A 25,446-nucleotide genomic window follows, 5' to 3' on the forward strand; every position below is an offset into this window, starting at 1 on the left:
TTTGTCCAATACCCCTCCGGCCCGGGCCGCCTAGCGTCGCTGCCATGTCACATCTGTCCAACGCTGCCGAGGCCATGGCCGCAGTCGCCCGCACCATCACCGACGACCAGCTCGCCAACAAGACTCCGTGCACGGAGTACGACGTGCGGGCGCTGGTCAACCACCTCCTGTTCTGGGGCCCGTCGCTCGCCGGCGGCGGCCGCAAGGAGTCCGTTCCGCAGCCGGCGGGCACCGAGTCCGAGGTTGACCTGGCGGCCGGCGACTGGCGCGGCCGCCTGCTCGCCCTGCTGGACGACATCACGTCGTCGTGGGCGCCGCCGAGCGCCTGGGAGGGCGAGACGAGCATGGGCACACCGCAGACGCTGCCCGCGCCCGTCCTGGGCGACATGATCGTCGGCGAGCTGGCCATGCACGCCTGGGACCTTGCGGTCGCGACCGGGCAGCGGCTGGAACTGCCCGCCGACCTGCTGACGCATCTGCACGACACGGTGTTCGCCAGCGTGGAGCAGGGGCGGGAGATGGGCATGTACGGACCGGAGGTCGCGGTGCCGGCGGACGCACCCACCTTGGACCGCATCGTCGGCCTGACCGGCCGTGATCCCGCCTGGACATAGTTCCCAACCGGCGATGTCGGTCATACCTGACGTGAATTGTCGAAGCATGGTGCGGCGGCACCGCGTCCATGCCGCCTTCACGTGGCGTGGCGGATGTGGCGGCGTCGTCGTGGGGGGCGAGTCCGTTCGCTCAGGGGTTACAGGACGGCGATGAGCAGGCTCACGGCGGACTCCTGGCGGGCGATGTCGGCCTGGTCGAACGGGCCCGTCCAGCGCAGGCCGTACTGGTCGGCGTTGTTCCGTCCGTAGGTGAAGGCGGAGCGGGCCTGGGTCGTCAGGTAGCTCCGGTACGGGTGGCCGGGGAGCGCGCGGTCGAGTTCGGCGAGGTTCCGCGCGAAGATGCCCTTGAACGCCGCCTGGTCGGAGTTGCACGTGGCGGCGGCCTCGCAGGGTTCGGTGAGGATTCCGCGCGGTGACAGGCCCGGGTCGGTGGTCACGGCGTCGGCGATCCGCCGGGCGGTGGCGAGCAGGGACGGGTCGCCGGTGGCGCGGTGCAGCTCCGTCAGGCCGCCCAGGATCACGCCCTGGTTGTACGTCCAGGTGGTGCCGCCGTTGTTGCCGCAGTTTCCGCTCTGCGTCGCCAGGCCGTCGTTGACCAGGTGGGATCCGTTGATCATCCCGCTGCGGGCGAACCAGCGCCAGGTCTGGCGCGCGCGGGCGAGGTACTCGGTGTCGCCCGGGATCCGGTTGTGCAGGGAGGCGGCCAGTTTGAGGTAGAGCTCGTTGCTGATGGCGTTCTTGTAGGTCTTCCCGGGCAGGTCCCACCAGATGCCGCCGCCGCAGGTGTCGTCCCAGTACTGGCGCATGTACGCCTCGTCGGTCTCGGCGATCTTCAGGTACCTGGTGTCGCGGGTGAGGTCGTACATGCGGACCATCGCCAGCGCCCACCAGCCGGTGTCGTCGGTGGAGTCCGCGCGGAACTCGCCGTCGCCCTGCGGCCACCAGGGCAGCGGCTTGCGCTGGAGCTCGATGGTGTTCTTCACCTGGGGCAGGTATCGGGTCGAGCGGGTCCGCGCCATGTAGTCGAGGAGCGCTTGGAGCGCGTTGCCCGACTGCCACCAGGGGCTCTCGGGCTGCCAGCGTCCGCTCGCCTGGTCGTAGAACCCCATCATCGCGTCGACGGCCGAGGTGGCACGGGCCCGCGCGTTCCTGTCCTCGCCCGCGTCCGCGCTCGCGGCGGACGTGCCCACGGTGAGCGCCAGCACGGCGCCCGTCACGAGGGAGACCAGACCCTTTCCCGTAAGTCGCTTCAGTCCGGTCATCGCGCACCCTCCATGGCAACGAGGCGTCCCAGCCCATGGCCTCCGCCCTGGGCGGGCAGTGCGCTGAATTGTGCCCCGGCCGGGACGAGGCACGCAAGAGTCGTCAGGATCGTTCATACATGTGAGCGTTCTTGCTTGAAATTGCCGGGAGGTGTCGGTCGGTTCGCCGCGACGGCGGTCAGGTGGGAGCGCCTGTCGGGTTCGTGCGCCCACGAGAGCCGACGCGCAGGAGCGTAATCGAGAATGTCTGGTGGTGATCGGTCTTGCGCGAGTACGGTCGACGCATGCTCCGGGACCGACGCCATGAGCTGATCCTCCGCGTCCTTCGCTCCGAAGGGCCGGTGACGGCGGAGACGCTGGCCGAGCGCTTGGCGGCGAGCCTCGCCACCATACGCCGCGATCTGCAGAAGCTCGACGAGGAGGGCCTGCTCAAACGGGTGCACGGCGGTGCGATGCCGGTCGAGGGCCATGACGACCCCTTCACGGACGTCGCCGAGGTCCGGCCCGCCGAGAAGGACGCCGTCGCGCTGCGCTGCGCCGAGATGATCCAGGACGGCGAGACCGTGCTGCTCGACATCGGCACGACCGCGCACATGGTGGCGCGGCACCTGCGGGGCCGGGCGCTGACGGTCGTCACCAGCAGCCTCCCGGTGGTCGAGACGCTGGCCGACGACCAGCACGTCCAACTCGTCGTTCTCGGCGGCATGCTGCGCCGTGACTACCGGTCGCTGGTGGGCTACCTGACGGAGGACAACCTGCGGCAGATCCACGCGGACCGGCTCGTCCTCGGCACCAGCGGGATACGGCCGACCGGAACCGTCATGGACACGACGGTGGTCGAGGTGCCGGTCAAACGAGCCATGATCGCGGCCAGCGAGCAGGTGGTCCTCGTCGCCGACGTCGGCAAGTTCCCGGGCACCGGCATGGCGAAGGTCTGCGATGCCACCGACCTGGACATGGTCATCACGAACGCTCCGGTCGATCCGGACACGGGGGCGGCCCTCGCGGATGCCGGAGTGCAGGTCCTGGAGGCATGAGGCGCCCGGCGTCCACCGAACCGTTGTCGGCTCGGCGGTTCCGAACCGGATCGGCACGCGGCGGCACCGCGCAGGACGAATAGTCGCTCCGCAGCGGCCATGTAGGTGTCGGCCTTGGTCTGGCGATCGCCAAGAGCATCACCCGAGCACACGCCGGAACGCTCTCGCTCACCCCGCGCGGATTCCAGCCTGGCCGGTGCAGCCGCGTCGCTCGCCGGACCTGTGCGCGTCCGGCCGTCGATCATCGCTGGTGCCCTCCGTCGTACGCATCCGCGGCCGGCGGCGAAGACTCGGCGTGCCGGGAACCGGCGCCGTATCCGCGTGTTCGGTCGCGTCGCTCCGCGACCGCGGTGAGCACGTGCCGGGCCAGGACGACGTCCGCGTCCGGTGCGCCGGCAACCGACGCGCGGGCCGCCATCGCCGCGATCCGCTCGGGATCGTCGAGCACCGGGATCAGGGTGGTCTCGATCCAAGCCGCGTCGAGGTCGGCGTCGTCGACGAGCAGTGCCCCACCGGCCGCGATGACCGGCTCGGCGTTCAGCCGCTGCTCACCGCCGCGCAGCGGTAGCGGGACGTACGCGGCCGGCAGGCCGACGGCGGCCAGTTCGGCGCACGTCATCGCCCCCGAACGACAGATCACGAAGTCTGCCGCGGCGTAGGCGTACTGCATCTCGTCCACGTAGGCCATGACGACGTAGGGCGGGTCGGCGGGGCCGCGGTCCGGCGCTTCGACCGCGTGCTGCGCCCCGGTGATGTGCAGCACCTGCACGCCGGCCGCTCGCAACGTCGCAGCCGCACCGGACACCGCGGCGTTGATCGACCTGGCGCCCTGCGAACCGCCGGTGACCATCAGCACCGGCCCGTCGGGGCGCAGCCCGAACCGCCGCCGGGCGGCGTCGCGCAGCACGGACCGGTCGAGCCCGCTGATCGCCGGCCGCAGCGGGATACCGATGGCGGTGGCGTGAGCCAGCCGGACACTCGGCGCGGCGGTGAACACGTGCGTCGTCATCCGGGCCGCCAGCCGGTTGGCCACTCCGGGCCGGGCGTTCGCCTCGTGGACGACGATCGGCAGGCCCTTCCTGTGTGCGGCAAGGTAGGCCGGCATGGCCACGTAGCCGCCGAAGCCCACCACGACCTCGGCCCGGACGCGGTCGAGCACGGCCTCGGTCGCCCGCACCGAGTCGCGCAGCCTGCCCGGCGTCTGCAGCAGGGCCCGGTTCAGTTTGCGCGGCAGCGGCGCCGGCGGGATGAGTTCGAGCGGGTGGCCACGGGCGGGAATGAGCGTGGTGTCCAGGCCGCGGACGGTGCCGAGGGCGGTGATCTCGGCCGCGGGCTCCAGACGGCGCAGGGCGTCGGCGAAGTTCATCGCGGGCTCGATGTGCCCTGCCGAATGGCCACCGGCGACAACGACGCGCGGTGGCGGCTCGCCTGGGATCACGATGTCCTCCTGATCAATATTCCGCGTCTCGCGTGAAAGCGTTCGAACGCGTGCATGGGCAGCGATGCGGAGTCTGAATTGTGGGAATAGCCTGACGGATTATGGAAGCGCACTACACCGTCATCGACCGCATAGACCAGCACAAGGTGACCCCCACGTTGGGGCTCGCGAGTGTTCGGGTCGCGAATCTCGGGTGATACTGACGCGATCAGGACCTGCCCGGGCCCCACCTCTCGGTGGGATACCTGAATGGGCGTGTGCTCGACCAGTTCGCAGTGCAATCCGAACTGTGAATCGACCCAGGCCATGAACGGCCGGTAGATGAGTCCTTGGACCTTGCCGGAGGGCTCCACCACGTAGCAGCCCCAGTCGAGGGCCTGCGCGAGGAGTTCACCCATCGACAGCCGGATGTCGGTCCAGCCGCGGAGCAGCGACTGCAGACACGCCAGACCGCAGACCTTACGGGACCAGAACAGATACTCCTCGCTTGAGCGGTATCCGTCGGAGGCCCAGTCGTGCAGTCGCGATGGATCGATCCCCCCCAGGAATACCTCCAGCCCGGACAGGCCGGTGCGCCGCATGACGACCTCATCGTTGCGGTCCAGAGCCCCCCACTGCGAGATGCAATGGAGGCTCCGATCACGTGATGGGAAAGTCGAAGTAGACATCAGGATAGGGCTCGTTTCTCAGCGTGTAGTGCCACCATTCGCAGTCGTAACGATCGAATCCGCAGTCCTCCATGATGGATCGGAGATGCTCACGGTTTCGGGCCTCGGATGGCGTGATTTCGCTGGCTTGATGACGTGAGATCGGGTCCATGAGGTCATGGCCGCCACCCATGAGGACGAGCTCACCGGTGGCAAGGTGATAGAGGGTCAGATCGACGGCGCCGCCCCTGCTGTGGCCCGACTTCGCGGCCACATATCCCTTCTTGACCATCTCGGCCCGGTCGATGTTCGGGTAGTGGTGCGACTTGGTCCGGCCATCCTCGGGCTGTTCCGACCAGCGCAGGAAGCAGTCGACGGCGCGTTGGGGGCGATACCCGTCCCAGAGAAGCAGCCCGAAGCCAAGGGAGGCCGCCTTCTCGCGTGCCTGCTCCAGGGCCGCGCACAGGGACCGGGTGCCGACGATTCGATTCGCGAGATATCCGTCAACCGGTTTGCCGGTGAAGTTGTCCCAGGTGGCGTACTTGGCATCCCAGCGGATTCCCGACACCCAGTCGTCAACGTAGACGAAGTCGTCGTTCACCGCTTCTTCCCGTGCAGTGTCATCGATATGAGCCGGTCGATCACGTCCGAGAGCGACAATCCCGCGGCGGCCATCATCCGCGGGTAGCGGCTGTAGGAGGTCATGCCGGGCATGGTGTTGACCTCGTTGAGCACCACCTGTCCGTCGTCGGTGAGGAACATGTCGACGCGGGCGAGCCCCTTGCAGCCCAGGACGCGGTAGATGGTCTTGGCGGTCTGTTGTGCGAGCCGGCGCGAGTCGTCGGAGATGTCGGCGGGAACGATGAACGTCGAGTTCTCCGAGCCGGTCTCGGGGGAGTCCTCCTGGTGGATTCTGAAGAATCCGTGCGAGAGGTCGACGCGGTCCACCTCGCCGGTGACCAGGCCGAATCGTTCTTCGAGGACCGCGCAGCCGATCTCGCCGCCGGCCACCGCCTCCTCGATCAGAACCTTCGAGTCGTACTGTCGCGCTGCGCTCAGCGCGCTCGGCAGATCGTCTTTATCGGTGACTTTGCTGACGCCGAACGATGAACCTGATCGCGCCGGCTTCACGAACACGGGATAAGGGATACGGTCGGAGTCGACCTTCTCGTTCTCCGCGACGACCCAGAAATTCGGCGTGGCGATTCCTGCGTTCCTGGCGACGGTGTAGGCCAGGGACTTGTCCATGCACACGGCCGAGCCCTGGATGTCGCAGCCGACGTAGGGGATGCCGGAGAGCTCCAACAGGCCCTGGATCGCGCCGTCTTCGCCGAGCTTGCCGTGAAGTACGGGAAAGACGAGGTCGAGGCGCACCGTCTCGTAGCCCCCCTGTCCCATGACCAGCAGACCGTGCACGCTTCGGTCGGGTGACAACGTGACGGGACGGGCGCGGCCGTTCTCCCAGTCCGCGGCGGGGCCGTCGCACAGTTTCCAATCGCCGTCGGCCGTGATGCCGATCCAGAGCGGCTCGTACTTCTCGGTGTCGAGGTTCCTCGCCACCTCGCGCGCCGACTTGACGGAGACGGGATGTTCCTCGCTGACGCCTCCGAAGATGACTCCGACCTTCAATCTGCTCATGCTGTTCTCCCGCTCTCGAATTTCAGGCAGTTGATGAGAGTGTTCTCGACGATGTCTTTCAGGGCGTGCTCGGTGTCATAGGCGGAGTGCGGACTGATCAGCACATTCGGCAGGCGCTGCAGTCGCTTCAGGGCCTCGTTCTCGAAATGCCTGTTCCGGAAGTCGGCGTAGAAGATGCCTTCCTCGCCTTCGAGGACGTCCAGTGCCGCGCCGGCCAGCCTGCCGCTCTCCAGCGCGGCGAGGAGCGCATCGGTGTCGAGCAGCGGTCCGCGACCCGTGTTGACGATGTACGCGCCGGGCTTCATCCGCTCGATGCGACGGCGGTCGAGGAGATGGTGGGTGTCCGCGGTGAGCGGGGTGTGGAGCGTCACGATGTCGCTCAGTTCGATCAGTTCGTCGAACGGCACGTGGTCGTTCGAGGCGTGAGATCGGTTGTTGTGGGCCAGCACGCGGCAGCCGAAACCTCGCAGGCGGTGGATGACCGCTGTGCCGATGCGGCCTGTGCCGATCACCCCGACGGTCAGGTCCCGCAACTCCTTGCCGCGAGTGTCGCTCAGCCGATAGTCATGAGCGTCGGTGCGGCGGATGGTGGATTTCGCGTGGCGGACGGCCATCAGCATCAACATCAACGTGTAGTCGGCCACGCTGTCCGGCGAGTAGGCGACATTCCCGACCGAGATGCCGACGCGCGCGGCGTACTCCAGGTCGATGTGGTTGCAGCCGATGCTTCTTGTGGAGATGTATTCCACACCGGCTTTGCTGAGCGCCAGAAGCGTGGGATCGGTGACCTGAGTCTTGTGGTTCACGCTGATGCATCGGTTGCCACGTGCCAGTTCGGCGTTGGTCTCGCAGACGGCGGCCTCAGTGAGGGTAAGCGACAATCCGAGGCGTGCCCCCATCTCCTGGAAAAAGGCGGCTTCGTCCTTGCCGCATCCAAAGACCGTGAGGCCTGTTGTCGGCATGGACGAGGAAGACCGCTCGGCCATCTCTTGGGCGCGACGGACCGAGGTCGCTTCGCTGTAGATCGAACCCAATTCGCTGGAGGCCATGTCCCAAGTAAAGACAGCGCCGTGTTATCAGCACGTATGCGATTTTCGATACGCGGGCGATATACCGCCCCAGCCCGCCGGGGGCACGTCAGAGCGTCATGAGGTGCCCTCGCCGACCGCCGCGTGTACCTGGCGCTCACCGCCCTGCTCTGGCAGGTCTCCCCTATGAACGCCGGACTCGCCATCCAGGCGACCATCGACCTCGCCGCTCTCCCCCTGGGAAGGTTTGGGCGTGCTGATCGCCTGGACCCTGGCGGCCTTCTGGTCGGCGGCCTGCTGCTACGGAATCTGACGCATGACGGGCGCCGGAGGCTCGGCGTGGAGAGCCTGGCACGGCCAGGGACACGGCGCGGGCGGTCGTAGAGCCCGACGTGTCATTTGCTCGGCTGGGGAACCTTGCAGTTGGCGGTGGGGTTGAGACCGATGTAGTTGAGCGGACCGGTGGCCAGGGTGATTCCGATGGTGGCGACTCGGGCGCAGCTGCCGTCGAATTGGGTGTAGTAGTGGCGCTGCCCCGCGGCGAGCGCTCCGATGGTCAGCCAGGCGACGAGCATCCACCGTCCGGACCTCATCGCTACCTCCGGTCACCGCTTCGCCGACCCTGGGGGTACGACAGTAACGACAAGGTCGTCCATAGTTAAGCAAGTCGGGGCGGGTGTGTCATGTCACCGACGTCTCGCGCAGCCGTTGGATCCACTGCTTGCGGACGCAGATCGCGCACCGATTAGGTTTCCGCGCCGCGCCCGTCAGTACTTGTGCGATCGACCCACAGGAGGCTGGCACGATGCGGAAACTGACCTTCGGCATGAACCTGAGCGTGGACGGCTACGTCGCCGCGCCCGGCGACGACATCGGCTGGAGCGCCCCGAGCGACGAGCTGTTCCAGTGGTGGTCCGACCGGGTGGGGGCGACGGAGCTGTCGCTGTACGGGCGCAGACTGTGGGAGACGATGAGCTCCAGCTGGCCGACCGCCGACCAGCAGCCCGGCGCCACACCGGCGCACATCGAGTTCGCCCGCCGCTGGCGGGACATGCCGAAGGTGGTGTTCTCCTCCACGATCAGGAAGGTCGACTGGAACGCCCGCCTGGTCACCGGCGACGCGGTCACCGAGATCACCCGGCTCAAGGGCGAGGACGGCGGCCCGATGGACATCGGCGGCGCCACACTCGCCGCCGCGGCGATGCGGGCCGGGCTGGTCGACGAGTACGTGCTGGTCACCCACCCGGTCCTGGTGGGCGGCGGCGCGCCGTTCTTCACCGCGCTGGACAGCTGGGTGAACCTGGACCTGGTCGAGACGCGGACCTTTCCCGGCGGCGTGGTGCTGACCCGGTACGAGACGAGGCGGTGAGCGCGGGCCGAATGCTCGGAAGATGAGGACGACGGCGTCGTTGACCGCGATGGCTTGAAGACGCCCCGCCGGCGACGCCGGCGGGGCGGTGGTGTTCCGCGGTGACTTCGGTGCCGCCGACCGTGCGCTGGACTTGTCCGATCACAGCGTCGCGGGCAGGTCCAGCCATGGTTTGTCGGTGGCGTCGAATCCGGTGAGCTCGGCGATCTTCCCGTCGACGATGCGCAGGACCGCGATGTTGAACAAGCGGTACTCCGGGTCGCCGGGGGTGCGGAGGTAGAGCACGGCGGCAGGCATGCGGTTGACCGTCGTGGCGATGCAGCGCCAGTCGTCGCGGCCGCGCTGGAAGAGCCCGCCGGAGACCCAGCCGTCCACCGCGTCCTTGGCCGTGACGGTCAAGGTGCCCCGCTCGGGCAGCATCACGAAGCGCAGGTCGTCGCGCAGCAGGGCCGTCAGCCCGTCGAGGTCGTTGCGCTCATGGGCGTCGATGTACGACTTCACCACGCCGCGCTCGTCCTGCGACAGCTCGTTCGTGGCGGGACTCCGCCAGTCGAGGCGGCGGCCGGGCAGCTGCTCGCGCATCGTCACGCGTGCCCGCTGCAGTGCGCTGGTCACCGATGCGACGGTCAGTTCGAGAGCGCCCGCGACCTTCGACGCCGGCCAGCCGAGGACGTCGCGCAGGATGAACACCGCCCGCTGCCGCGGCGGCAGGTGCTGGACGGCAACGATGAACGCCAGCTCGATCGTCTCCCGCGCCACCAGCGATTCCTGCGGGTCCTCCGGGAGCATCCGGTCCGGGTAGGGCTGCAGGTAGCTCACTTCCGAGCCCGCGTCCGGCAGGTCGGCGGGCACGGGTGTGCGGTCGTTGCGCTTCTCCAGGAAGTCGAGGCAGGTGTTCGTCGCGATCCGGTACAGCCAGGTCCGCGGCGAAGCGTGGCCCTTGAACGACGCCCGCTTGTTCCACGCCCGCAGGAACGTCTCCTGCGTCATGTCCTGGGCGTCCTCGTAGTTCGCGAGCATCCGGTAGCAGTGCACCTGCAGCTCACGCCGGTGGCGCTCCGTGATGAGCGCGAACTGCGCCGTGTCATCCGAGCGGGCGGCCGCGATGAACGCGGCCGTGTCGGCGCCTGGCGGCGTGGCGTCGGTCATGGTCGTCAATCCTTCCGCGGGTGGCGAGGGGCTGCCAGAACTGACGACGTGGCGGAGGATTTCTGATCGGTGAAGCAGCCGACACCGGGCCGTTCGCCAGGCCGGATGGGTTGGGGTCGATCCAGGCACGTGTTCGGCGCCGCCGGGCGCGACGCCACTCGTCCAACGAAGGGTATGCCCCGAGCGCTTCACAAGGCGGCCTGGGAACGTCCGACCCTCGCACTAGGGTTCGTCTTATGAACACATTCCGCACCAGCCGTGATGAGAAGGCCCCGGCGTGAGCCGGTACCGGGGGTCCGCCACCCTGATCGACAGCGCGGGAACCGAGATCGAGGTCTACGTCGATCTGCGCGCCAAGCAGCGGGAATGGTCCGGGACCGCGACCATCGCCGACTTCGATGCCGACGGCTCTCACGACCAGACGCTGAGGCTGCCCGACGGCCGCGAGGGGCAGGTCACGCTCAACGGTTCGCAAGCCTGGTCCGACGTCATCACGCTGGTCGGAAGCGGTCCGCCGCCCTTCGCCTAAGCGGGGGCCGAGGGAGGTTCGGGCACCCCGGCGGTCACCTGACGGGCTTGCCGCGCGCCTCCTCTAGCGGCTGCCGCATGTCTCGATCGTGGGCATCTCAGCTCCTGCTCGCCTGCCGGGGCGACGGGACCTCACGCGTCCCCTCCTGAACGCCCGGCCCCGGCCGCCTGGACGCTCACCCCATCCGCGGTGCGCGGCGTTGTCCTGCTGACGCGGGCACTCGCCCGGCTTCGACGGTCTTTCCGTCGCCGGGCTCACGGGCTGGATCGATGGCCCACTGCACCTGGGGCGCTCTGCGCTCTTCAGCCCCGGCACTTACGGCCTCGCTGGCTGCGGCGGCAACTCCGCGGGCGTGCCGGAGATCGCCCATCAGCCCGAGCCAGGGTCCTTCGTTCGACCGCCCTCGGGCCGCCGACGGACGGCACGCCTGCGCCGCGGAACAGCCGGTCACAGGCATCGTGACCGGCCGTGTCTCCCCGCTGTTGCGGGACAACCCTGAGAAGGACCCTCGGGAAGATCGGGGATCGTTCGGGGTGCTCCCCAATGGCGAGGCGGTGTCACCGACCTCAAGACTCGACCCATGAGCTTCGCCAGCTCGCCGACGCGTCGAGCTCGATGAGTGGCGCCTACCCCGCGGGAGAAATGAGTTGCAGTGCGCCTTGTAGGAAGACGCCGGAATCGCGGCGGCCTGGCCCCGGTGGACGCCCTTCCAGTAGTGGTGCGGCTGGACAACGTGGTTCGCCGTTACGGGGGCGGTCAGGCCGAGGTGGCCGCCCTGGATGGCGTGTCGCTCGACTTCGGACCTGGGACGTTCACCGCGATCATGGGGCCGTCGGGCTCCGGCAAGTCGACGTTGCTGCACTGTGCTGCCGGGTTGGACCGTGTGGACGAGGGCCAGGTGTGGTTGGCCGGGCAGGATCCGTCCCGTCTGCCGCGGCGGGCGTTGACCGAGCTGCGGCGTGACCACACCGGGTTCGTCTTCCAGGCGTTCAACCTGATCCCGACGCTGACGGCGAAGCAGAATGTGGAGCTGCCGGTACGGCTGGCAGGCCGTGTACCCGACCCGGACCAGGTGGCACGCTCGCTGGACCGGGTGGGACTCGCCGACCGCGCCGACCACCTGCCGACACAGCTTTCGGGCGGTCAGCAGCAGCGGGTGGCGGTCGCGCGTGCGCTCGTCGCCCGCCCCCGGGTGCTGTTCGCGGACGAGCCCACCGGGGCTCTGGACATCCGTTCGTCGCGGGAGGTCCTCCGCCTGCTGCGTGACACCGTGGCGCAGAGCGGAACGGCCGTGATCATGGTGACGCACGACCCCGTGGCCGCGGCACACGCCCAGCGGGTGGCGTTCCTCGCCGACGGGCGTCTCGTCGGCGAGCTGGCCGGTGCGAGCGCGGAGAGGATCGCCGCGCGCATGGCGCTGCTGGAGTCCGGTCGATGGGCCGATGGTCAGGACGGCCACGCGCCGGACCGTTCCGGTGAGGGAGCCGTCCGTGCGCGGGGTTGACCGGCTGACCTGGGAGCTGGGACTGGCCAGCGTGCGGCAGCGCTGGTCGAGCTTCGTGGGAGCGTTCGTGGCCCTGGCGGTCGGGACGATGATCACGGCCGCCAGCGTTCACGTCCTGTCGGCGACCACGAGTACGCCCTCACCAGGGCCCCAGCGTTTCGCGGCGGCTCAGAGCGTCGTCGTCCCGGTCGACGGCCTCGGGACGCCGTTGCCGGCCCCGGCGGGCCTGCCCCGAGAGGCCGTGGAACGCGCCCAGCGCGCCGGCCCGGCCGTGGTGGATCGCAGCTTCGCGGTTCGAAGCCTGACCGGGGGCGGGGCGGAGGCTGTGGGGCACGGATGGTCCTCGTCGTCCCTCGCCTCCTACAAGCTGCTCTCCGGGCATCGGCCGGTCGATGACCACCAGATCGTCGTGACGGCCGACGACACCGGCTCCGCTCCCCTGGGTGAGCAGGTCAGGGTGGTGACGCCGCTGGGAACGGCGTGGTACACCGTCGTCGGCGCGGCAGAGCGCAAGCCGTTCGAGGACGCGGTCTTCTTCACTGACGCGGAGGCCGCTCGCCTGTCCCCGGCTGTGAACGCGGTGGCCGTCCAGGCGCCGGCCTCCGCAGTTCGTGCTCATGTGCCCAGCGAGACCGCCGGAGTGCTCTCCGGCGACCTGCGGCGAGTGGCGGATCCGCCCACTGTCGGCGGTATCGGCAAAGCCCGGTCCGTCGTGCAGATGACCACCGGGCTGTCGGTCTTGGTGGTGGTGTTCGTCCTGATCGCGACGTTCGCCTTCGTCGTCGAGCAGCGGTCGCGCGAGCTGGCGCTGCTGAGTCTGGTAGGCGCCTCGCCCGCGCGGATCCGGAGGATGGTCCGTGCGGAGACCGTGGTGGTCGGCGCCGCCGCGGCGCTGCTGGGGTGCCTGCTCGGAATCCCCGCCAGCCTGCTGCTGCGGTCCTGGATGGTGGCCAACAGCCTGGCACCGGAGTGGTTCCACGTCGGTTTCCACCCCGTGGCGTTGGTGATCGCGTTCCTGGTCGGCATCGGAGCGGCGGTGCTCGGCTCCGCCGCCGCCTCATGGCGCGCGTCTCGCGCCGAGCCCCTCGACGCCCTGCGGGAGACGATGGCCTCGCCCCGCGTGATGTCACCGGTGCGGTGGATCCTCGGTGGCCTGATCCTGGCCGTCGCCATCACGGTCGCGCTCGTGTTCGCCGTGATCAGCCCTTCGAGCGCCGCCAATCCCGGAACCTATTTCGAGGTGCCGATCCTTTGCGCGGCGGGTCTCGCGATTCTTTCGCCGGCGCTGGTCCGCCCTGTGGCACGGGTCGTGACCTGGCCGCTGATGCGCTTCGGCGCGCTCGCGCTGGTCCTGCGGCAGAGCACCCTCAACGGGGGACGCCGTGTGGCTGCCATCGTGACGCCGGTCGTCCTCGCCGTCGGCATGTTCGGCGGGATGATCAGCATGCAGGATTCCGGCCGTGACGCGGCCGCCCGCCAGCGCACTGCCGCGGTCCGGGCCGACTTCGTCGCCACTCCGGACTTCGGCGGCACCTTCAATCTCCCAGCCGTCTCCGCCCTGCGCCACGCCGGCGGCGTCCGGAGCGTCGAAGTGACCGACGAGGTCGTCACCCTGGCCACGAAGGGCGGCCAGGTCCTCGACACGGTCGACGCGCGAGGCGTCGACCTCAGCGCCCTCGGCGACGTGGTGACGCCACGGGTGCGGCAAGGCTCGCTCGACGCGCTCCCCGCCGATGCCATCGTGGTGAGCCGCGACCTGGCCGCCTCCGCCGACCTGCGGATCGGCCAGCTCCTCGTGGCGCGGATCGGCAACGGTCATCGCGTCACCGTGCATGTCGCCGCCGTTGTCGACTCAGTGCTCGGAGGCGGTGCGGCCTACGTGCCCGCCGAGCTCCCGGGAAGCATGACGCCCGGCACAGCGTTCCTCCGCACCCTCCCCGGCAAGAGCGCGACACCGCAGTTGAGAGAACTGCGCGAAGCGGGCGTGCGAATCGAGCCCGTCTCGACGTACGTGGCCCGAGCGAGCCAGGCCGAGAAGGAGGACTCGCACCTCGCGAACGTCGTCATCCTGGGCATCGTGATGGCCTACGCCCTCCTGGCCCTCGTCAACACCCTCGTGACGAGCGTCTCCGCGCGACGGCGAGAGATCGGCGCCCTCACCCTCACCGGCGCCACCCACCGGCAGATCGTCGGCATCGTCGTCAGCGAGGCAGTGCTGGCGGTGGCCGTCGGCACCCTGGTCTCGATCCTCTCCGCGGGAGCAGTGCTCGGACTGCAGCACGTCACGCTGAGCCGCGTCATCGACCATCCACCTCTGGCACTGCCCTGGACCAGTCTCTGGCAGATCGTCGCGCTGTGCACCGCGACAGCCGCGCTCGCTGCCTTCGTCGCCGTCTGGCGCACCCTCGCACGCTTCGAGGCCACACCCACAAGCGTGTAACGGGCCGATGACCAGCAAGAAGGCCTGGACACCGGTCGGGCTGCGGGACGGCCACAGCTCGGCCGGGGGCATGAGGTGAGTCAGGACTTGGCGCGCTGCTGTTTGAGGCGGAGTTCCTCTTCGCGGACCTTGGCCCGGATGGCCTGCTCGCGTACCAGCCAGTCGGGGTTCTCGGCCTTCAGGTCCTCGATCTCCGCGGTGGTGAGGGGACCCGTGATGCCTGCGCGGGCCAGACCTGAGGCGGAGACACGGAGCTTGGCGGCGATGACCTGGCGGGGGTGGGGGCCGTCGCGGCGAAGGTCGGCGAGCCAGGCGGGCGGGGCAGCCTGGAGCGCGTTCAGTTCGTCCCGGGAGACAGGGCCCTCCTGGAACTCGGTGGGCGCTGCCGACAGCAGGATCCCCAGCTTCTTGGCCGCGGTCGCGGGCTTCATGGTCTGCGGGGTCTTCGCCTTGGACGCGCTCATGACCTCAAGGGTAGCCAGCGGCGGGGGGCCGCCTGGACGTGGCTAGGCTGGGGCGGTGACCGAAGGTGAGTTCCGGCTGGCCTACGTGCCGGGAGTGACGCCCGGAAAGTGGGCCGGGGTGTGGGCCGAGCGGGTGCGGGATGTGCCGCTTCGGCTGATGCAGTTCCCCGCCGCCGAAGTCGTCCCCCTGCTGCGGAAGGGCGATGTGGACGCGGCGTTCGTGCGCCTGCCCGTCGACCGCGAGGGCCTCCACGTGATCCCGCTCTACCTGGAGACGACCGTCGTGGTGGTGCCCAAGGACCACGCGGTCGCCGCGGTGGAGGAGCTGGAGCTTGCCGATCTCGCCGACGAGGACGTGTTCGAGCCGCTCGACGAGGTCCTGACCTGGGACGACCGCCCCGGGCAGCCCGCCTTCACCCGTCCCGAGACCACCGCTGCCGCGATCGAGCTGGTGGCGTCGGGGGCCGGCGCCCTGCTGCTTCCGCAGTCTCTGGCCCGCCTCCACCACCGCCGGGACCTCACCTACCGCACCGTGACCGACGCTCCCCAGTCCCAGATCGGCCTGGCCTGGCTTGAGGCCGTGACGACCGACCTCATGGAGGAACTGATCGGGATCGTCCGCGGCCGCACCGCCAACAGCTCCCGCGGCCGCAACGCCCAACAGCAGCCCGCCCGCAAGAAGCCGCAGCGCCGGCGCTCCACCCCCAAGCGCCGCCAGCCGAAGCGCCGCCGGACGTGAAGAAGGCCGCGCTCGGCGGCGGTAGCGTGCACAATGCTCTGCACGGTCGTCTCGTTCCGGCCGGCTGGTACTCATCCTTCCCGTGGGCGTGAACATGGACGCTGAGAAGCAAGGGGCCCCCGTTCAGCCTGGCCGGCTCGCGAACCTCCGGTCCAGGCTCCGCGACGGGCAGGACCGCCCGCCGACCTCGGTCTTCGTCGTCGGCACGCTGTTCTCGGGCTCGACCCTCATCGGGCGCGACATGACCACCCGGATCCGGGGCGCCCACTACGTCGGCGAGCTGAACAACTTCACGCAGATGCCCGACTACAGCCACAAGGACGCCGGCCGAGGCTGCGGGCCCTGCTCCCTGCTCGGCAAGGAGTGCCGCCACTTCACGGACGCGCTCCGGGAGCAGGTGTCCTACGACGACATCATCGGCATGCACCGGCGGTTCGCCCGGTCGCTGGGCGCCTCGGCGGTCGTCGACGGGAGCAAGTACGTCACCTGGCTCCGGCAGGCCGTCGAGCAGCAGCTCGCCGCCCCGGCGGACCGGGCGCAGGTGAGCGCGATCGTCACGGCGCGGAACCCGATCGCCTTCGCGACCAGCTACCGGAACCGGACGGGGGAGCCGCTGTGGCGGGGCGCGGGCATCTGGCGGGACACGTACGTGGACGCCCTCCGCACCGCCAACACGTACGGTCTGCCGCACATCGTCGTCCGCTACGAGGACCACATGGCGCACCCGGAGCGGTCGCTTGAGCGGCTGGCAGGCTTCCTGCACCTTCCGCTGGACGCGGAGCCCGACAACACGAGGATCCACGACACAGGCGGCAACTGGAGCTCCTTCGTCCCGTACGTGGGGAAGGAGCAGCTGGAGGACTACATCCAGCGGCTCGACGGTCCCGGGCGCGCGGAGGCGGAGGACTTCGTGAGGCATGCGCGGGCGTACTGGAACGACGAGAAGCCCCGGGAGGACACCCGCTGGCGGGGCGGCCTGGAGGCCGGTGAGGCCAACGCGGTCCTCAGCACTCCGGGACTGACCGACGTGGCGAGCATCCTCGGCTACAACGTCGCGGAGGTCGTCCAAGCGGCCGTCCGGGGCGCGCCGGCGAAGTAGTCCCACCGGGGAAGGCGCCAGGTCCTCGCTCAGTGTGGAGTGAAAGCCGCTGAACCGAACCGCGGGTGAGGCGCCCCCTGGGTGAGCCCGCCCTGCGCATCGTTTGCGGTTCAGATTGCACATCCATCCATCTCTTGCTTTGTCGTGCACTGGCCGGACGGTCCTTGCCGTGGCGTTTCAAGGGGCGCCATGAGAAGACCACGCAAACGAGAGGAATAATGATGTCCGACATTTCGGGCAAGGATGGAGCCGAGTCCGCAAGGGAGGGCCCGGCAGGCAGGGATCCTGAAGCGGTTCAGCAGGACCCCGGCCTGTTCCGCGCGCTGCGGAACCATCGCAACTACCGGCTGTTCATGACGGGTCAGAGCGTCTCCGGTGTCGGCACCTGGATGCAGCTGACCGCCCAGGACTGGCTGGTGCTGGAGCTGACGCACGGAAGCGGCGCCGCAGTCGGCATCACGGCCGGCCTGCAGGCACTGCCGGTGGCGCTGTTCAGCCTGTACGGCAGCGTCCTGGCCGACCGGTACCGCAAACGGCGCGTCCTCCTGATCAGCCAGGCGGTGATGGGGGCGCTCGCGCTGGTGCTCGGCCTGCTCACCATCACCGGTTCCATCGAGGTGTGGAATGTGTACGCTCTGGCCTTCGGTCTCGGCCTGGCCGTAGCGCTGAACAAACCGGCCTGGATGGCGTTCACCTTCGAGGTGGTGGGGCCCGACGACGTGTCCAACGCCGTGGGCCTGAACAGCGCGACACTCAACACGGCGAAGATTCTGGGCCCGGCCGTCGCCGGCGTACTGATCGCCGCCGTCGGCACCGGTCCGGTCTTCCTCATCAATGCCGCGTCGTTCGCCGTCATGGAACTCGTGCTCTGCCTCATGCGTGAGGACGAGCTGTACGTCAAGGCTCCGCTGGCACGGGCAAAAGGCCAGTTACGCGAGGGCCTGCGCTACGTCCGGGACCACCGCGACCTGCTCATGGTGATGACCATCATGCTGCTGGTCTCCGCGTTCGGCATGAACTTCGCGGTGACCGATGCCCTGATCAGCCGAGAGGTCTTCCACACCGGAGCCTCGTCATTCGGCCTTGTCACGACGATGATGGCCGTCGGCGGGCTGGCCGGCTCGCTGCTCTCCGCCCGCCGGAGGCAGCCGAGTATGCGGGGCATGCTGACCGCGGCGGCAGCCTTCTCGGTGCTCGTCATCGTGACCGGGCTGATGCCGAGTTATTGGGCGTTCGCGGCCATGCACCTACCGGCGGGCATGGCGATGACGTCGTTCGTCACAACGGCCTCTTCTCTCACGCAGCTGAGCGCTCCGGAGGAGATGCGCGGCAGAGTGACGGGCTTGTACGTGCTGACGCTCATCGCGAGCAACCCGATCGGCTATCCCCTGATCGGCTGGCTGGCCGAGATCTTCGGGCCGCGTTCGACCCTGGTCATCGGGGGCTTCGTGTCCCTGGTCTCAGTGGTGGGCGCCGTCGCCGTCATGGCGCCGGTGGCCACGGGGCTGCTCGCACGCGGAGCAGCGCCGCGGCCCTGACCAACCCCGTCGGCACGCAGTGCTGGCGCGACTCACACTCAACGAGTGCTCCAACCAAGGGCCCGGCGTCAGCCGGGCCCTGCTCACTTGGACCGCCTGCCCCCGGACGCGGCCGAGGCGAGAAGGCCGGCGGCCCGGTTACGGGCGGGATTTCGCGGCGGCGTCCAGCAGCCGGGTCGCCGCGTGGTCGAGGGGGATCATCTCCTGTTCGATCCGGCGGAACGGGGTGGGGCCTGCGGTCGCGACGGTGTCGTAGGCGGTCGCCTCGGCTTCGGTGAGGTGCGGCAGGATCGCCGGGGACGGCCTGATGGGACGACCCGCGGTGTCGTGATTCACCCCGTGCCGGGCGTAGTGGTGCAGGTCGGTGGCGTCCATGAGGATCGAGGTGACCGGCTTCGGTGGCGCGTCGTCCGGGGCGGGCTCGGCCAGTGCGGCCCGGAACCGGTCGAGGATCGCGTATCCGTCCGCGTCGATGTCTCCCCAGTAGACGATGTGGTCCGCGGCACGGAGCCAGGGGACGTTCGCTAGGAGGGCCGCGGCCGCCTTGCCGCCGCCCTCGACCACGATGGTGTCCCGCACCGGTGGGAACCAGAGGCGGCAGTCGCGGTTCTCGACGACGAGAACGGTCCGCGGCCGGTAGGCGATGTCGTGCGTGTCGCCGGTGGTCCATGCGTCGTGTCTGCGGCGGCCCGACGCGACGTGATCGGGGTCGACGTAGGTCAGGTGCAGCACGGCCGGGCGGGGGCGGACCTCGTCCCGGACGTCGCGTCCGGCGACGTCGCGCAGCAATGCGCCATGGGTGTCGAGCCACTTGGTGTGCATGCCGGGGACCGGGAGTTGCCGTGCGGTCCATGCGCCCGCGTCCGGGTTCCGGCGCAACCAGGTCACCGCGCTGAGCAGCACCTCCGCGTCGTCGGCTCCGAGCCGGCAAGCGGCCCGGACGGTGGCCGGGGTGAGGACCGCGCCGGCGGACCGCAGCGACGACGCGAGCGCGCGGGCGCGGCCGACGTCCACGGGCGGCGGTCCCGATTCGGAGACCAGGGCGACGGCGGCGTCCAGGCCCGCGACGAGCATGGCGGGGTAGTCGTCCGTCACGCCTTGGACGGACACCGGCTTGCGGACGATCTCCACGCCCGTCGGGTGCCGGCCTGCGAACCCGCGCCAGCGCATGTGCCACTCGTGCCAGGCGGCGTGCCCGATCCGCGCCACCGCGCTGCCGGTCGACACGCCGGGGCGGAGCGGGACGGAGAACGTGACCGGCTCTCCGGCGCCGAGGTCGGCGCACACGGCTGCCGCCCACTTCTGGTGGACCTTGCGGCGGAGCGCCTCGACCGCGTCGGCCGGGGTGACCAGGCGGGGGGTCATGCGTCGGGAACCGCCACGATGGGTTTCGCCCACGACCGCCCCTCAGCGTTCTTGAGGGTCAGGTACTCGGCGTCCACGTGGGGCTCGATCGCGCTGTGCTTGTCGTTGGGGGCGCTGATGACGAGTTGGAAGCCGAGCCCCCGCCACGCGCCGATGGCTCGGCCGGTGAAGTGCGCGTCCGCCTTGATCAGCGCCTCGTCGAGGAAGACGGGGGCGTAGCGGGGGCGTTCGGCGCCCGCGTCGCCGAGCTGGTAGCGCAGCGCGGCGCCGACGATGAACGCGACCAGCTCCTGGGACTCGCCGCCGGACTTCTCCCCGATGTGGTCGTAGACCGCGACGTGCTCGCCGGCGAGGTCGATCTTCTCCGCGCTGATCCGGACGTGGTTGCGCACGTCGACCAGGTCGGCGAACTCGGGCGCCGTGCGGCGGATGCGGTCGATCACCCTGGCCATGCGGTGGTAGGCGCGTTCCCGGTCGGCGTCCGTGGCCGCCTTGTCGATGACGGCGCGCACGTCGCGCAGCTCCTTGCGGAACCGGGCTCGCACCGCGGAGTGGCTCTCCTGCGGGTCGATGCGCAGCCGGTGGCCGTCGTCGGCGAACGGCAGTTCGGCGAGGATCCGGTTGACCGGGTCGATCCGGTCGCGGATCTCGCGGACGGCGGCGGCGAGCTCGCTGTCCAGGCTGGTCAGGTCGTTGCCGGAGAGTCTGAGCAGGCTGTCGCGCCACTCGGTCTCCAGTTCGTGGAGGCCGCTGGTCTCCAGATCGGTGAGCAGGCGGTCAAAGTCGCGGTAGGAGTCCTCCGGTTCGGTGCCGAGGTTCGGGTTCGGCCAGCGCTCGACGAACGTCGAGAACGTGTCCCGCAGCGCCTTGCGCGACCGTTCGATCTCCTCCTCCGACGACGTGCGGTCGGCGCGCATCCGTTCGGAGCCGCGACGGTGCGCGGCGTCGAACTCCCTCAGCGCGGCCGCCGGGTCGGCGCCCTCGGGGACGGCGTCGAACAGCCCCGTGAGGTAGTCCCGGTGCTCCGCGCTCACCTCGGTGCCGGTCGCCGCGGCGGTGTCGAGCGCCTTCTGGGCGCCGTCCACCTCGTCGACGATCGACTCCCACTGCTTCTCGAGCTCGTGCAGCTCCCGCTTCCGCCCGCCGACGCGCTCGGTCAGGTCCTTGATCTCCTGCTTGAGCTCCTCCGCCTCGCGCTGCAGCCGGTCGATCTCCGGGTTGCCCTCGCGGACCTCGTCGATGACCTGCTTCCAGCGGTCCCGTTCGGCGGCGACCGACGCGACGTCCACCTGCTCCCAGGACAGTTCGGTCACCGCCTGGTAGGCGGTGCGCCGCTCCTCGAACGAGTTGAGGGTCCGCTCCGCCTCCGCCTCCCGCGCGACGGCGTCCTCGTGGCGCTCCCGGGCGTGCCCGATCCGGGTGTCGAGGTCGGCGAGCAGCCGGGTGTTGCTGAACCCCAGCAGGTTGGCCCGGCCGTGGCCGCCGTGCGCGCCCCGGCTGCCCTGCGACATCTGGCCGGTGATCGTGAGCGCCTTCGCGTGCTGCTTCAGCAGCTTGGGCGTCTCGACGCAGACGAAGTCGAAGCCGCGGACGAGTTCGCTCTTGAGCCAGGCGGTGAACGGCGACGGCCGGTAGTCGAGCCGGCCGGGGAGCGTCCTGTCGTTCAGTCCGATCTGGTCGTGCATGCCGGTGCGGACGCCTTCGAACTGGATGCGCCGGGGAAGGCTCACCGCGTTGATCGCCTCGCGGAACGCGTTCAGCCGGCCGATGTCGATCAGCATCCGGGTGGCGAATCCGCCGAGCGCCAGGTTGAACGCCTCCCGCCACGGTTCGAACTCCGTGCGCACCTCGATCAGCTCGCCGACGAACGGCAGGTCGTCCGGGGTGACCCCGGCGGCGTCGGCGAGCCGGTCGCGGGCGGTGTGCAGGTCGGCGGGGATGTTGCCGCGGCGGGCTTGCGCCGCCGCGCGCTCGTCGCGCAGGGCGGCCAGGTCGCGCGCGGCGGCCGCGGCCTCCCCCGCCGCCTTCGCGAACGCGTTCTGGGCGGTCTTCCTGGCCTGGGAGTCCGCCAGCGCCCGCCGCGCCGTCTCGGCCAGCGCGGCGAACTCCTCGCCGGTCGACACGGTGGCGCCGATGGCGCCCAGGGCCCGGTCCAGCCGATCCCGGCCGCGTTCGACGTCGGCCAGCCGCCGCTCCACGTTGCGGATCTCCCGGAGCGCGGTCTCCAGCCGGTCGCCGCCGGACGCGCGCAGGGTGTCCAGCAGCGCCTCCCGCCGGGACTCCGCCACGCCGATCGCCGTGGCCGTCTCCGCCACCTGCTGCTCGGCCCGCCGGCGCCGTCCGGTCAGGTCCTGCTCGGCGGCGCGCAGCAGGTCCAGCCGGCGTTCGTGCCACCACAGCGCCGCGGGGGACGCCGGGTCGGTGAACGATCCGACGGCCTCGATCACCCGCAGCCGCGCCGCCGCGCCGTCGATGGCCCTGCGGTGGTCGCGGATGGGGGCCAGCGCCCGCACCTGCCGCCGGGCGGTGATCATCCGCTCGCGGGTGCCGGACAGCTCGTCGAACTGCTGCACCACCTCGTCCGCCGTCGCCAGGGTGGACGGCTCCTCCAGGACCATCGTCTTGTACAGCGCGTCGACGGTGGTGATCTGCTGGCCGGCCTGGATCCGGCCGAGCAGCCCGACCGCCTTGTGCCCGTCCCCGGCGGCGCCGATGCCGAGCGCGGTGTGCAGCCGGGCGGTGAAGTCACGGTCGGTGCCGAAGCACGTCAGGCCCGTCGCGGCGACCGCGTCGCGGGCGAACCTGCTGCCCGCCGGGCCGTCCAGCTCGCGCAGGTCGTAGTCGTCGTCGCGGACGGCGCGGACCACAACGACGTCGTCGAGGGCGCGGGCGGACGCCGGCACGTACCAGGCCCGGATCGCGGTGAACACCGCACCGCCCCGGTCCGCCCAGGTCATCGCGATCGCCGTCCAGGTGTCGCGGCCGTCCCCGCGCAGCACCCGCACCTTCGTCCCGCCGTCCGTCCGCGATTCGTCGAGCTTCCCGCGCGCGTAGGAGAGGATGTTGCGCTGGTCCTTGCCGCGCGGCCGGCCGACCACCCCGCCGTTGGACGCCCCGTTGAACGGCGTGGTGTGCGGCATGAGCAACGCGATGTAGGAGTCCATCAGCGTCGACTTGCCCGACCCGGAACCGCCGCTGAACAGGGTCGCGCCCGGGGCGAACCGGACGCGGTGATACCCGTCGTAGCCGCCCCAGTTGACCAGCTGCAGGTCCCTCGCGACCCACTGCTGCCCGCGCGATGCCGCCGGGATCAGCCCGAACAGCGTGTCGATCATGCTCATGACGCGGCCTCGTTCTGCTCCCGCAGCCACCGGCTCAGCTCGGTGAGCTTCTCGGTGCTCAGCACGACCTCGACCAGCGGCGTGATCCGGTACCGGCCGGCGGACTCCTCCGCGAGCAGCCCGTCCTTGGCCAGCCGCTCCACCGCGTTGCGGATCTCGCGCTGGCCGCGGGCGAGGTTGTGGTCGTCCGGGTCGAAGTAGGTGAGCACGGTCTGCTCCAGCTCCTCGATGTCGACCCGCGCGGACGTCTCGCCGGTCCCGCGTTCCCGCTGGAAGACGGTCCGCAGGTGAACCAGCACCAGGGTCTCGGCCCGGGTGTAGGGGTCGTCCTTCAGCAGGATCGGGACGTCCAGCTCCCCCGAGCGCACCTGCTGCTTGTAGGCGATGCCCCGGTCGTGGTCGACCACGAGCCGGACGAACAGGTCGTGCAACCGCGACTCGATGAGCTGCTGGTTCTCCAGCAGCGTGCGCCACTGCGCCGAGTTCTTCTCCGCCAGCAGGAACCTGCGCTGCAGCAGCCGCACCAGCACCCGCCGCACCTCCACGTCCAGCGTGCCCGTGTCGCCGGCGAACAGGTCGGACGGGTCGTCCTCCATCGCCACCGGGTCGATGAAGCCGGCCTCCGCGCCGGTCGCCCAGTCGTCGTCCGCGCCGTTCGGTTCGCTCATCGCCGCTCCCCCGGCCCCTCGTCGTCGGCGCCGGACCCGTCCGCGGCGGCGGACGGCGCCGGGTTCGCCGCCAGCACTCCGCCGAACGCGAGACGCCGCCGGGTCTGGTCGGGCCGGACCGCGTCGACCACCGCGACCTCGGCCGTGTCGGTCATTCCGAGGCCGTGAGCGATCTCCAGCAGGCCGAGCAGGTCCACCGGCCGCCGTATCCGCTCGGCCGCCGCGCGGAACGCGGCCGCGACGTCGACGCCGTCCGCGTCGCCGTCCCCGGCGAACGCCGCCAGATGCGCGCGCAGTTCGGCGTACTGGGGACCGCCCCATGCCCGGGTGTCCGCGTCCGGCACGTCCTCCACCTCGTCCCATTCCCGCAGCGGCGTGGGCGGCTGGGGCGGACGCAGGTCGCTCAGGGTCTGGCGCAGCTGCCTCACATCGGCCACCGGCAGGCGGCGCAGCGGAGCGACGACCGCGCCGCGGCGCGACCTCGGCACCCACGTGTGGAACCCCGACATCACGTCTCGCAGCAGCTCGTCCACCTGGCGGTCGCGCATCGGGTCGTGGTCGCGGACCTGGGTGGTGATGACGTGCGACGCCTGCCGCTGCGCGGCCAGCACCTCCTTGACGCCCTGCTCGATCCGGCGTGCGACCTCGGCGAGTTCCCGCCGCTGCGGCTCCGGCATCAGCTCGGTGAACCCGTGCCGCAGCACGGTGCGCAGCAGGTTCCACAGGTCGTCGATCTGCGCCGGGTCGCCGATCAGGCGCATCGCCCCGGCGAACGCGCGGCCCTCCGGCGTCGTGTCCATGATCTGCCGGCCGCGCTCCAGGTACTCGCGCAGCACCTCCCCGGTCGGCCGCGCATCCTGCCGCAGGTCGGCGACGACGTCCCGCTGCATGGCCTTGATCGACTCGGCGACGCGGGCGAAGTCGGCGGGCAGCTCCCGCGCCAGATGCAGCACGTTCTCGGCCGCCTCCAGCAACTGGTCGTCGTCGACGGTGTCGATGACGCCGCCCCGTTCGAGCCGTTCGAGTTCCCTCCGGCGTTGATCGATCTCCGTCTGGAGGCGCGCCATCCGGGCCATCACGTCCGGGTCCGCGTCCTGCGCGAGCCGCTCGACCGCCTCCAGCAGCGTCCGGACCCGGGACTCCGAGACCCTGGTGCGCGCCCCGCCGACCCGGCCGGCCACCTCCAGCGCGCCGACCCCGTGTGCGGACAGCCGGTACACCTCGACGTCGTCGGAGACCTGCCGCACCAGCCAGCCCGCGTGCACCCACTGCCTGCACAGGTCACGGGCGTTTCCCGCGGGCAGGGGCTGGTCGCCCTCATCGCCGTAGCCCGCCGCCCGCAACTGTTCGAGGGCGTCGGCGACCTCCGCGTGGGCGTCCGCCACCGCCACCGCCGGCCGCTCCGGCGTGAACATCATCGCGAGCACCGTCACCACGAACGGCGCATAGGTCCGGTGGAGCAGATCGAGCATCGGGTTCTGAAACGCCCGAAGGGCACCCTGATATGCACCCTCCACCCCTCGTGTTCCCATCGCCCACAAGAATAGGACCTGCGCCACCACGCCACGCATCCGAAA

Annotated in this window: 22 protein-coding genes; 9 read left to right on the forward strand and 13 right to left on the reverse strand. The window is 70.2% G+C overall.

Annotation, left to right across the window (positions count from 1 at the left end):
- The first annotated feature begins 44 nt into the window (after positions 1–44).
- On the forward strand, positions 45–614 hold the full coding sequence (locus AB0C87_RS21775; protein ID WP_360579207.1) for a TIGR03086 family metal-binding protein: 570 nt from the start codon (positions 45–47) through the stop codon (positions 612–614).
- Between the two features lie 137 nt (positions 615–751).
- On the opposite strand, the gene AB0C87_RS21780 is transcribed toward AB0C87_RS21775, so the two are convergent.
- On the reverse strand, positions 752–1,876 hold the full coding sequence (locus tag AB0C87_RS21780) for a glycoside hydrolase family 76 protein (RefSeq protein ID WP_345172667.1): 1,125 nt from the start codon (positions 1,874–1,876) through the stop codon (positions 752–754).
- Positions 1,877–2,160: 284 nt separating this feature from the next.
- Between AB0C87_RS21780 and AB0C87_RS21785 the strand changes: the two genes are divergently transcribed.
- Positions 2,161–2,913, forward strand: coding sequence for a DeoR/GlpR family DNA-binding transcription regulator (locus AB0C87_RS21785; protein ID WP_360579210.1), 753 nt, complete (start codon positions 2,161–2,163; stop codon positions 2,911–2,913).
- 241 nt (positions 2,914–3,154) lie between these two features.
- Here the strand turns inward: AB0C87_RS21785 and AB0C87_RS21790 are convergent, their stop codons facing one another.
- The 6 genes from AB0C87_RS21790 to AB0C87_RS21815 form a co-directional block, all read right to left on the reverse strand.
- Complete coding sequence (locus AB0C87_RS21790) at positions 3,155–4,351, reverse strand: UDP-N-acetylglucosamine--N-acetylmuramyl-(pentapeptide) pyrophosphoryl-undecaprenol N-acetylglucosamine transferase (RefSeq protein WP_360579211.1); 1,197 nt, start codon at positions 4,349–4,351, stop codon at positions 3,155–3,157.
- On the reverse strand, positions 4,348–4,932 hold the full coding sequence (locus AB0C87_RS21795) for a peptidase (protein ID WP_360579213.1): 585 nt from the start codon (positions 4,930–4,932) through the stop codon (positions 4,348–4,350). The genes AB0C87_RS21790 and AB0C87_RS21795 overlap by 4 nt, the downstream gene beginning before the upstream one ends.
- Before the next feature lie 58 nt (positions 4,933–4,990).
- A complete protein-coding gene (vanX, locus tag AB0C87_RS21800; RefSeq protein WP_345172659.1) occupies positions 4,991–5,599 on the reverse strand; it encodes a D-Ala-D-Ala dipeptidase VanX in 609 nt (202 codons plus the stop codon).
- Positions 5,596–6,636 carry a D-alanine--(R)-lactate ligase gene (gene vanA, locus AB0C87_RS21805; protein WP_353833094.1) on the reverse strand — a complete coding sequence of 347 codons (1,041 nt, stop codon included), beginning with the start codon at positions 6,634–6,636 and terminating at the stop codon, positions 5,596–5,598. The genes vanX and vanA overlap by 4 nt, the downstream gene beginning before the upstream one ends.
- Positions 6,633–7,598: an NAD(P)-dependent oxidoreductase gene (locus AB0C87_RS21810; protein WP_353833102.1), complete on the reverse strand. Its 966-nt coding sequence runs from the start codon at positions 7,596–7,598 to the stop codon at positions 6,633–6,635. Before AB0C87_RS21810 ends, vanA begins: the two co-directional genes overlap by 4 nt.
- Positions 7,599–8,059: 461 nt before the next feature.
- Positions 8,060–8,257 carry a hypothetical protein gene (locus tag AB0C87_RS21815; protein WP_345172655.1) on the reverse strand — a complete coding sequence of 66 codons (198 nt, stop codon included), beginning with the start codon at positions 8,255–8,257 and terminating at the stop codon, positions 8,060–8,062.
- Between the two features lie 212 nt (positions 8,258–8,469).
- Between AB0C87_RS21815 and AB0C87_RS21820 the strand changes: the two genes are divergently transcribed.
- Positions 8,470–9,033, forward strand: coding sequence for a dihydrofolate reductase family protein (locus AB0C87_RS21820; protein ID WP_345172653.1), 564 nt, complete (start codon positions 8,470–8,472; stop codon positions 9,031–9,033).
- Positions 9,034–9,174: 141 nt separating this feature from the next.
- Here AB0C87_RS21820 and AB0C87_RS21825 read toward each other — a convergent pair whose 3' ends face one another.
- Positions 9,175–10,182: an RNA polymerase subunit sigma-70 gene (locus AB0C87_RS21825; protein ID WP_360579216.1), complete on the reverse strand. Its 1,008-nt coding sequence runs from the start codon at positions 10,180–10,182 to the stop codon at positions 9,175–9,177.
- 277 nt (positions 10,183–10,459) lie between these two features.
- Here AB0C87_RS21825 and AB0C87_RS21830 point away from each other — a divergent pair, with 277 nt between their 5' ends.
- The 3 genes from AB0C87_RS21830 (at position 10,460) to AB0C87_RS21840 (ending at position 14,655) form a co-directional block, all read left to right on the forward strand.
- On the forward strand, positions 10,460–10,711 hold the full coding sequence (locus tag AB0C87_RS21830) for a DUF4873 domain-containing protein (protein ID WP_345172648.1): 252 nt from the start codon (positions 10,460–10,462) through the stop codon (positions 10,709–10,711).
- Positions 10,712–11,426: 715 nt separating this feature from the next.
- Positions 11,427–12,215: an ABC transporter ATP-binding protein gene (locus tag AB0C87_RS21835; RefSeq protein ID WP_345172646.1), complete on the forward strand. Its 789-nt coding sequence runs from the start codon at positions 11,427–11,429 to the stop codon at positions 12,213–12,215.
- 67 nt (positions 12,216–12,282) lie between these two features.
- Positions 12,283–14,655, forward strand: a complete 2,373-nt coding sequence (locus AB0C87_RS21840) for an ABC transporter permease (protein ID WP_360579219.1) — start codon at positions 12,283–12,285, stop codon at positions 14,653–14,655.
- Positions 14,656–14,735: 80 nt separating this feature from the next.
- Here the strand turns inward: AB0C87_RS21840 and AB0C87_RS21845 are convergent, their stop codons facing one another.
- Positions 14,736–15,119 (reverse strand): DUF5997 family protein, encoded by a 384-nt coding sequence (locus AB0C87_RS21845; RefSeq protein ID WP_345172642.1) that lies wholly within the window; start codon positions 15,117–15,119, stop codon positions 14,736–14,738.
- Between the two features lie 55 nt (positions 15,120–15,174).
- On the opposite strand from AB0C87_RS21845, the gene AB0C87_RS21850 reads away from it, so the two are divergent.
- From AB0C87_RS21850 to AB0C87_RS21860, 3 genes are all read left to right on the forward strand, one after another.
- Positions 15,175–15,858: a LysR family transcriptional regulator substrate-binding protein gene (locus tag AB0C87_RS21850; RefSeq protein WP_345172640.1), complete on the forward strand. Its 684-nt coding sequence runs from the start codon at positions 15,175–15,177 to the stop codon at positions 15,856–15,858.
- Positions 15,859–15,952: 94 nt separating this feature from the next.
- A complete protein-coding gene (locus tag AB0C87_RS21855) occupies positions 15,953–16,957 on the forward strand; it encodes a hypothetical protein (protein ID WP_345172638.1) in 1,005 nt (334 codons plus the stop codon).
- 218 nt (positions 16,958–17,175) lie between these two features.
- On the forward strand, positions 17,176–18,495 hold the full coding sequence (locus AB0C87_RS21860) for an MFS transporter (protein ID WP_360579221.1): 1,320 nt from the start codon (positions 17,176–17,178) through the stop codon (positions 18,493–18,495).
- Positions 18,496–18,633: 138 nt separating this feature from the next.
- Here the strand turns inward: AB0C87_RS21860 and AB0C87_RS21865 are convergent, their stop codons facing one another.
- From AB0C87_RS21865 to AB0C87_RS21880, 4 genes are read right to left on the reverse strand one after another with little or no spacing between them, the layout of a single operon-like run.
- On the reverse strand, positions 18,634–19,860 hold the full coding sequence (locus tag AB0C87_RS21865) for a Wadjet anti-phage system protein JetD domain-containing protein (protein ID WP_360579222.1): 1,227 nt from the start codon (positions 19,858–19,860) through the stop codon (positions 18,634–18,636).
- Positions 19,857–23,201 (reverse strand): SbcC/MukB-like Walker B domain-containing protein, encoded by a 3,345-nt coding sequence (locus AB0C87_RS21870; protein ID WP_360579224.1) that lies wholly within the window; start codon positions 23,199–23,201, stop codon positions 19,857–19,859. The genes AB0C87_RS21865 and AB0C87_RS21870 overlap by 4 nt, the downstream gene beginning before the upstream one ends.
- A complete protein-coding gene (locus AB0C87_RS21875; protein WP_360579226.1) occupies positions 23,198–23,869 on the reverse strand; it encodes a DUF4194 domain-containing protein in 672 nt (223 codons plus the stop codon). Before AB0C87_RS21875 ends, AB0C87_RS21870 begins: the two co-directional genes overlap by 4 nt.
- Positions 23,866–25,440 (reverse strand): DUF3375 domain-containing protein, encoded by a 1,575-nt coding sequence (locus tag AB0C87_RS21880; RefSeq protein ID WP_360579227.1) that lies wholly within the window; start codon positions 25,438–25,440, stop codon positions 23,866–23,868. The genes AB0C87_RS21875 and AB0C87_RS21880 overlap by 4 nt, the downstream gene beginning before the upstream one ends.
- Positions 25,441–25,446 lie beyond the last annotated feature (6 nt).

It is taken from the genome of Actinomadura sp. NPDC048021 (assembly GCF_040653135.1).
Lineage (GTDB): Bacteria > Actinomycetota > Actinomycetes > Streptosporangiales > Streptosporangiaceae > Spirillospora > Spirillospora verrucosospora.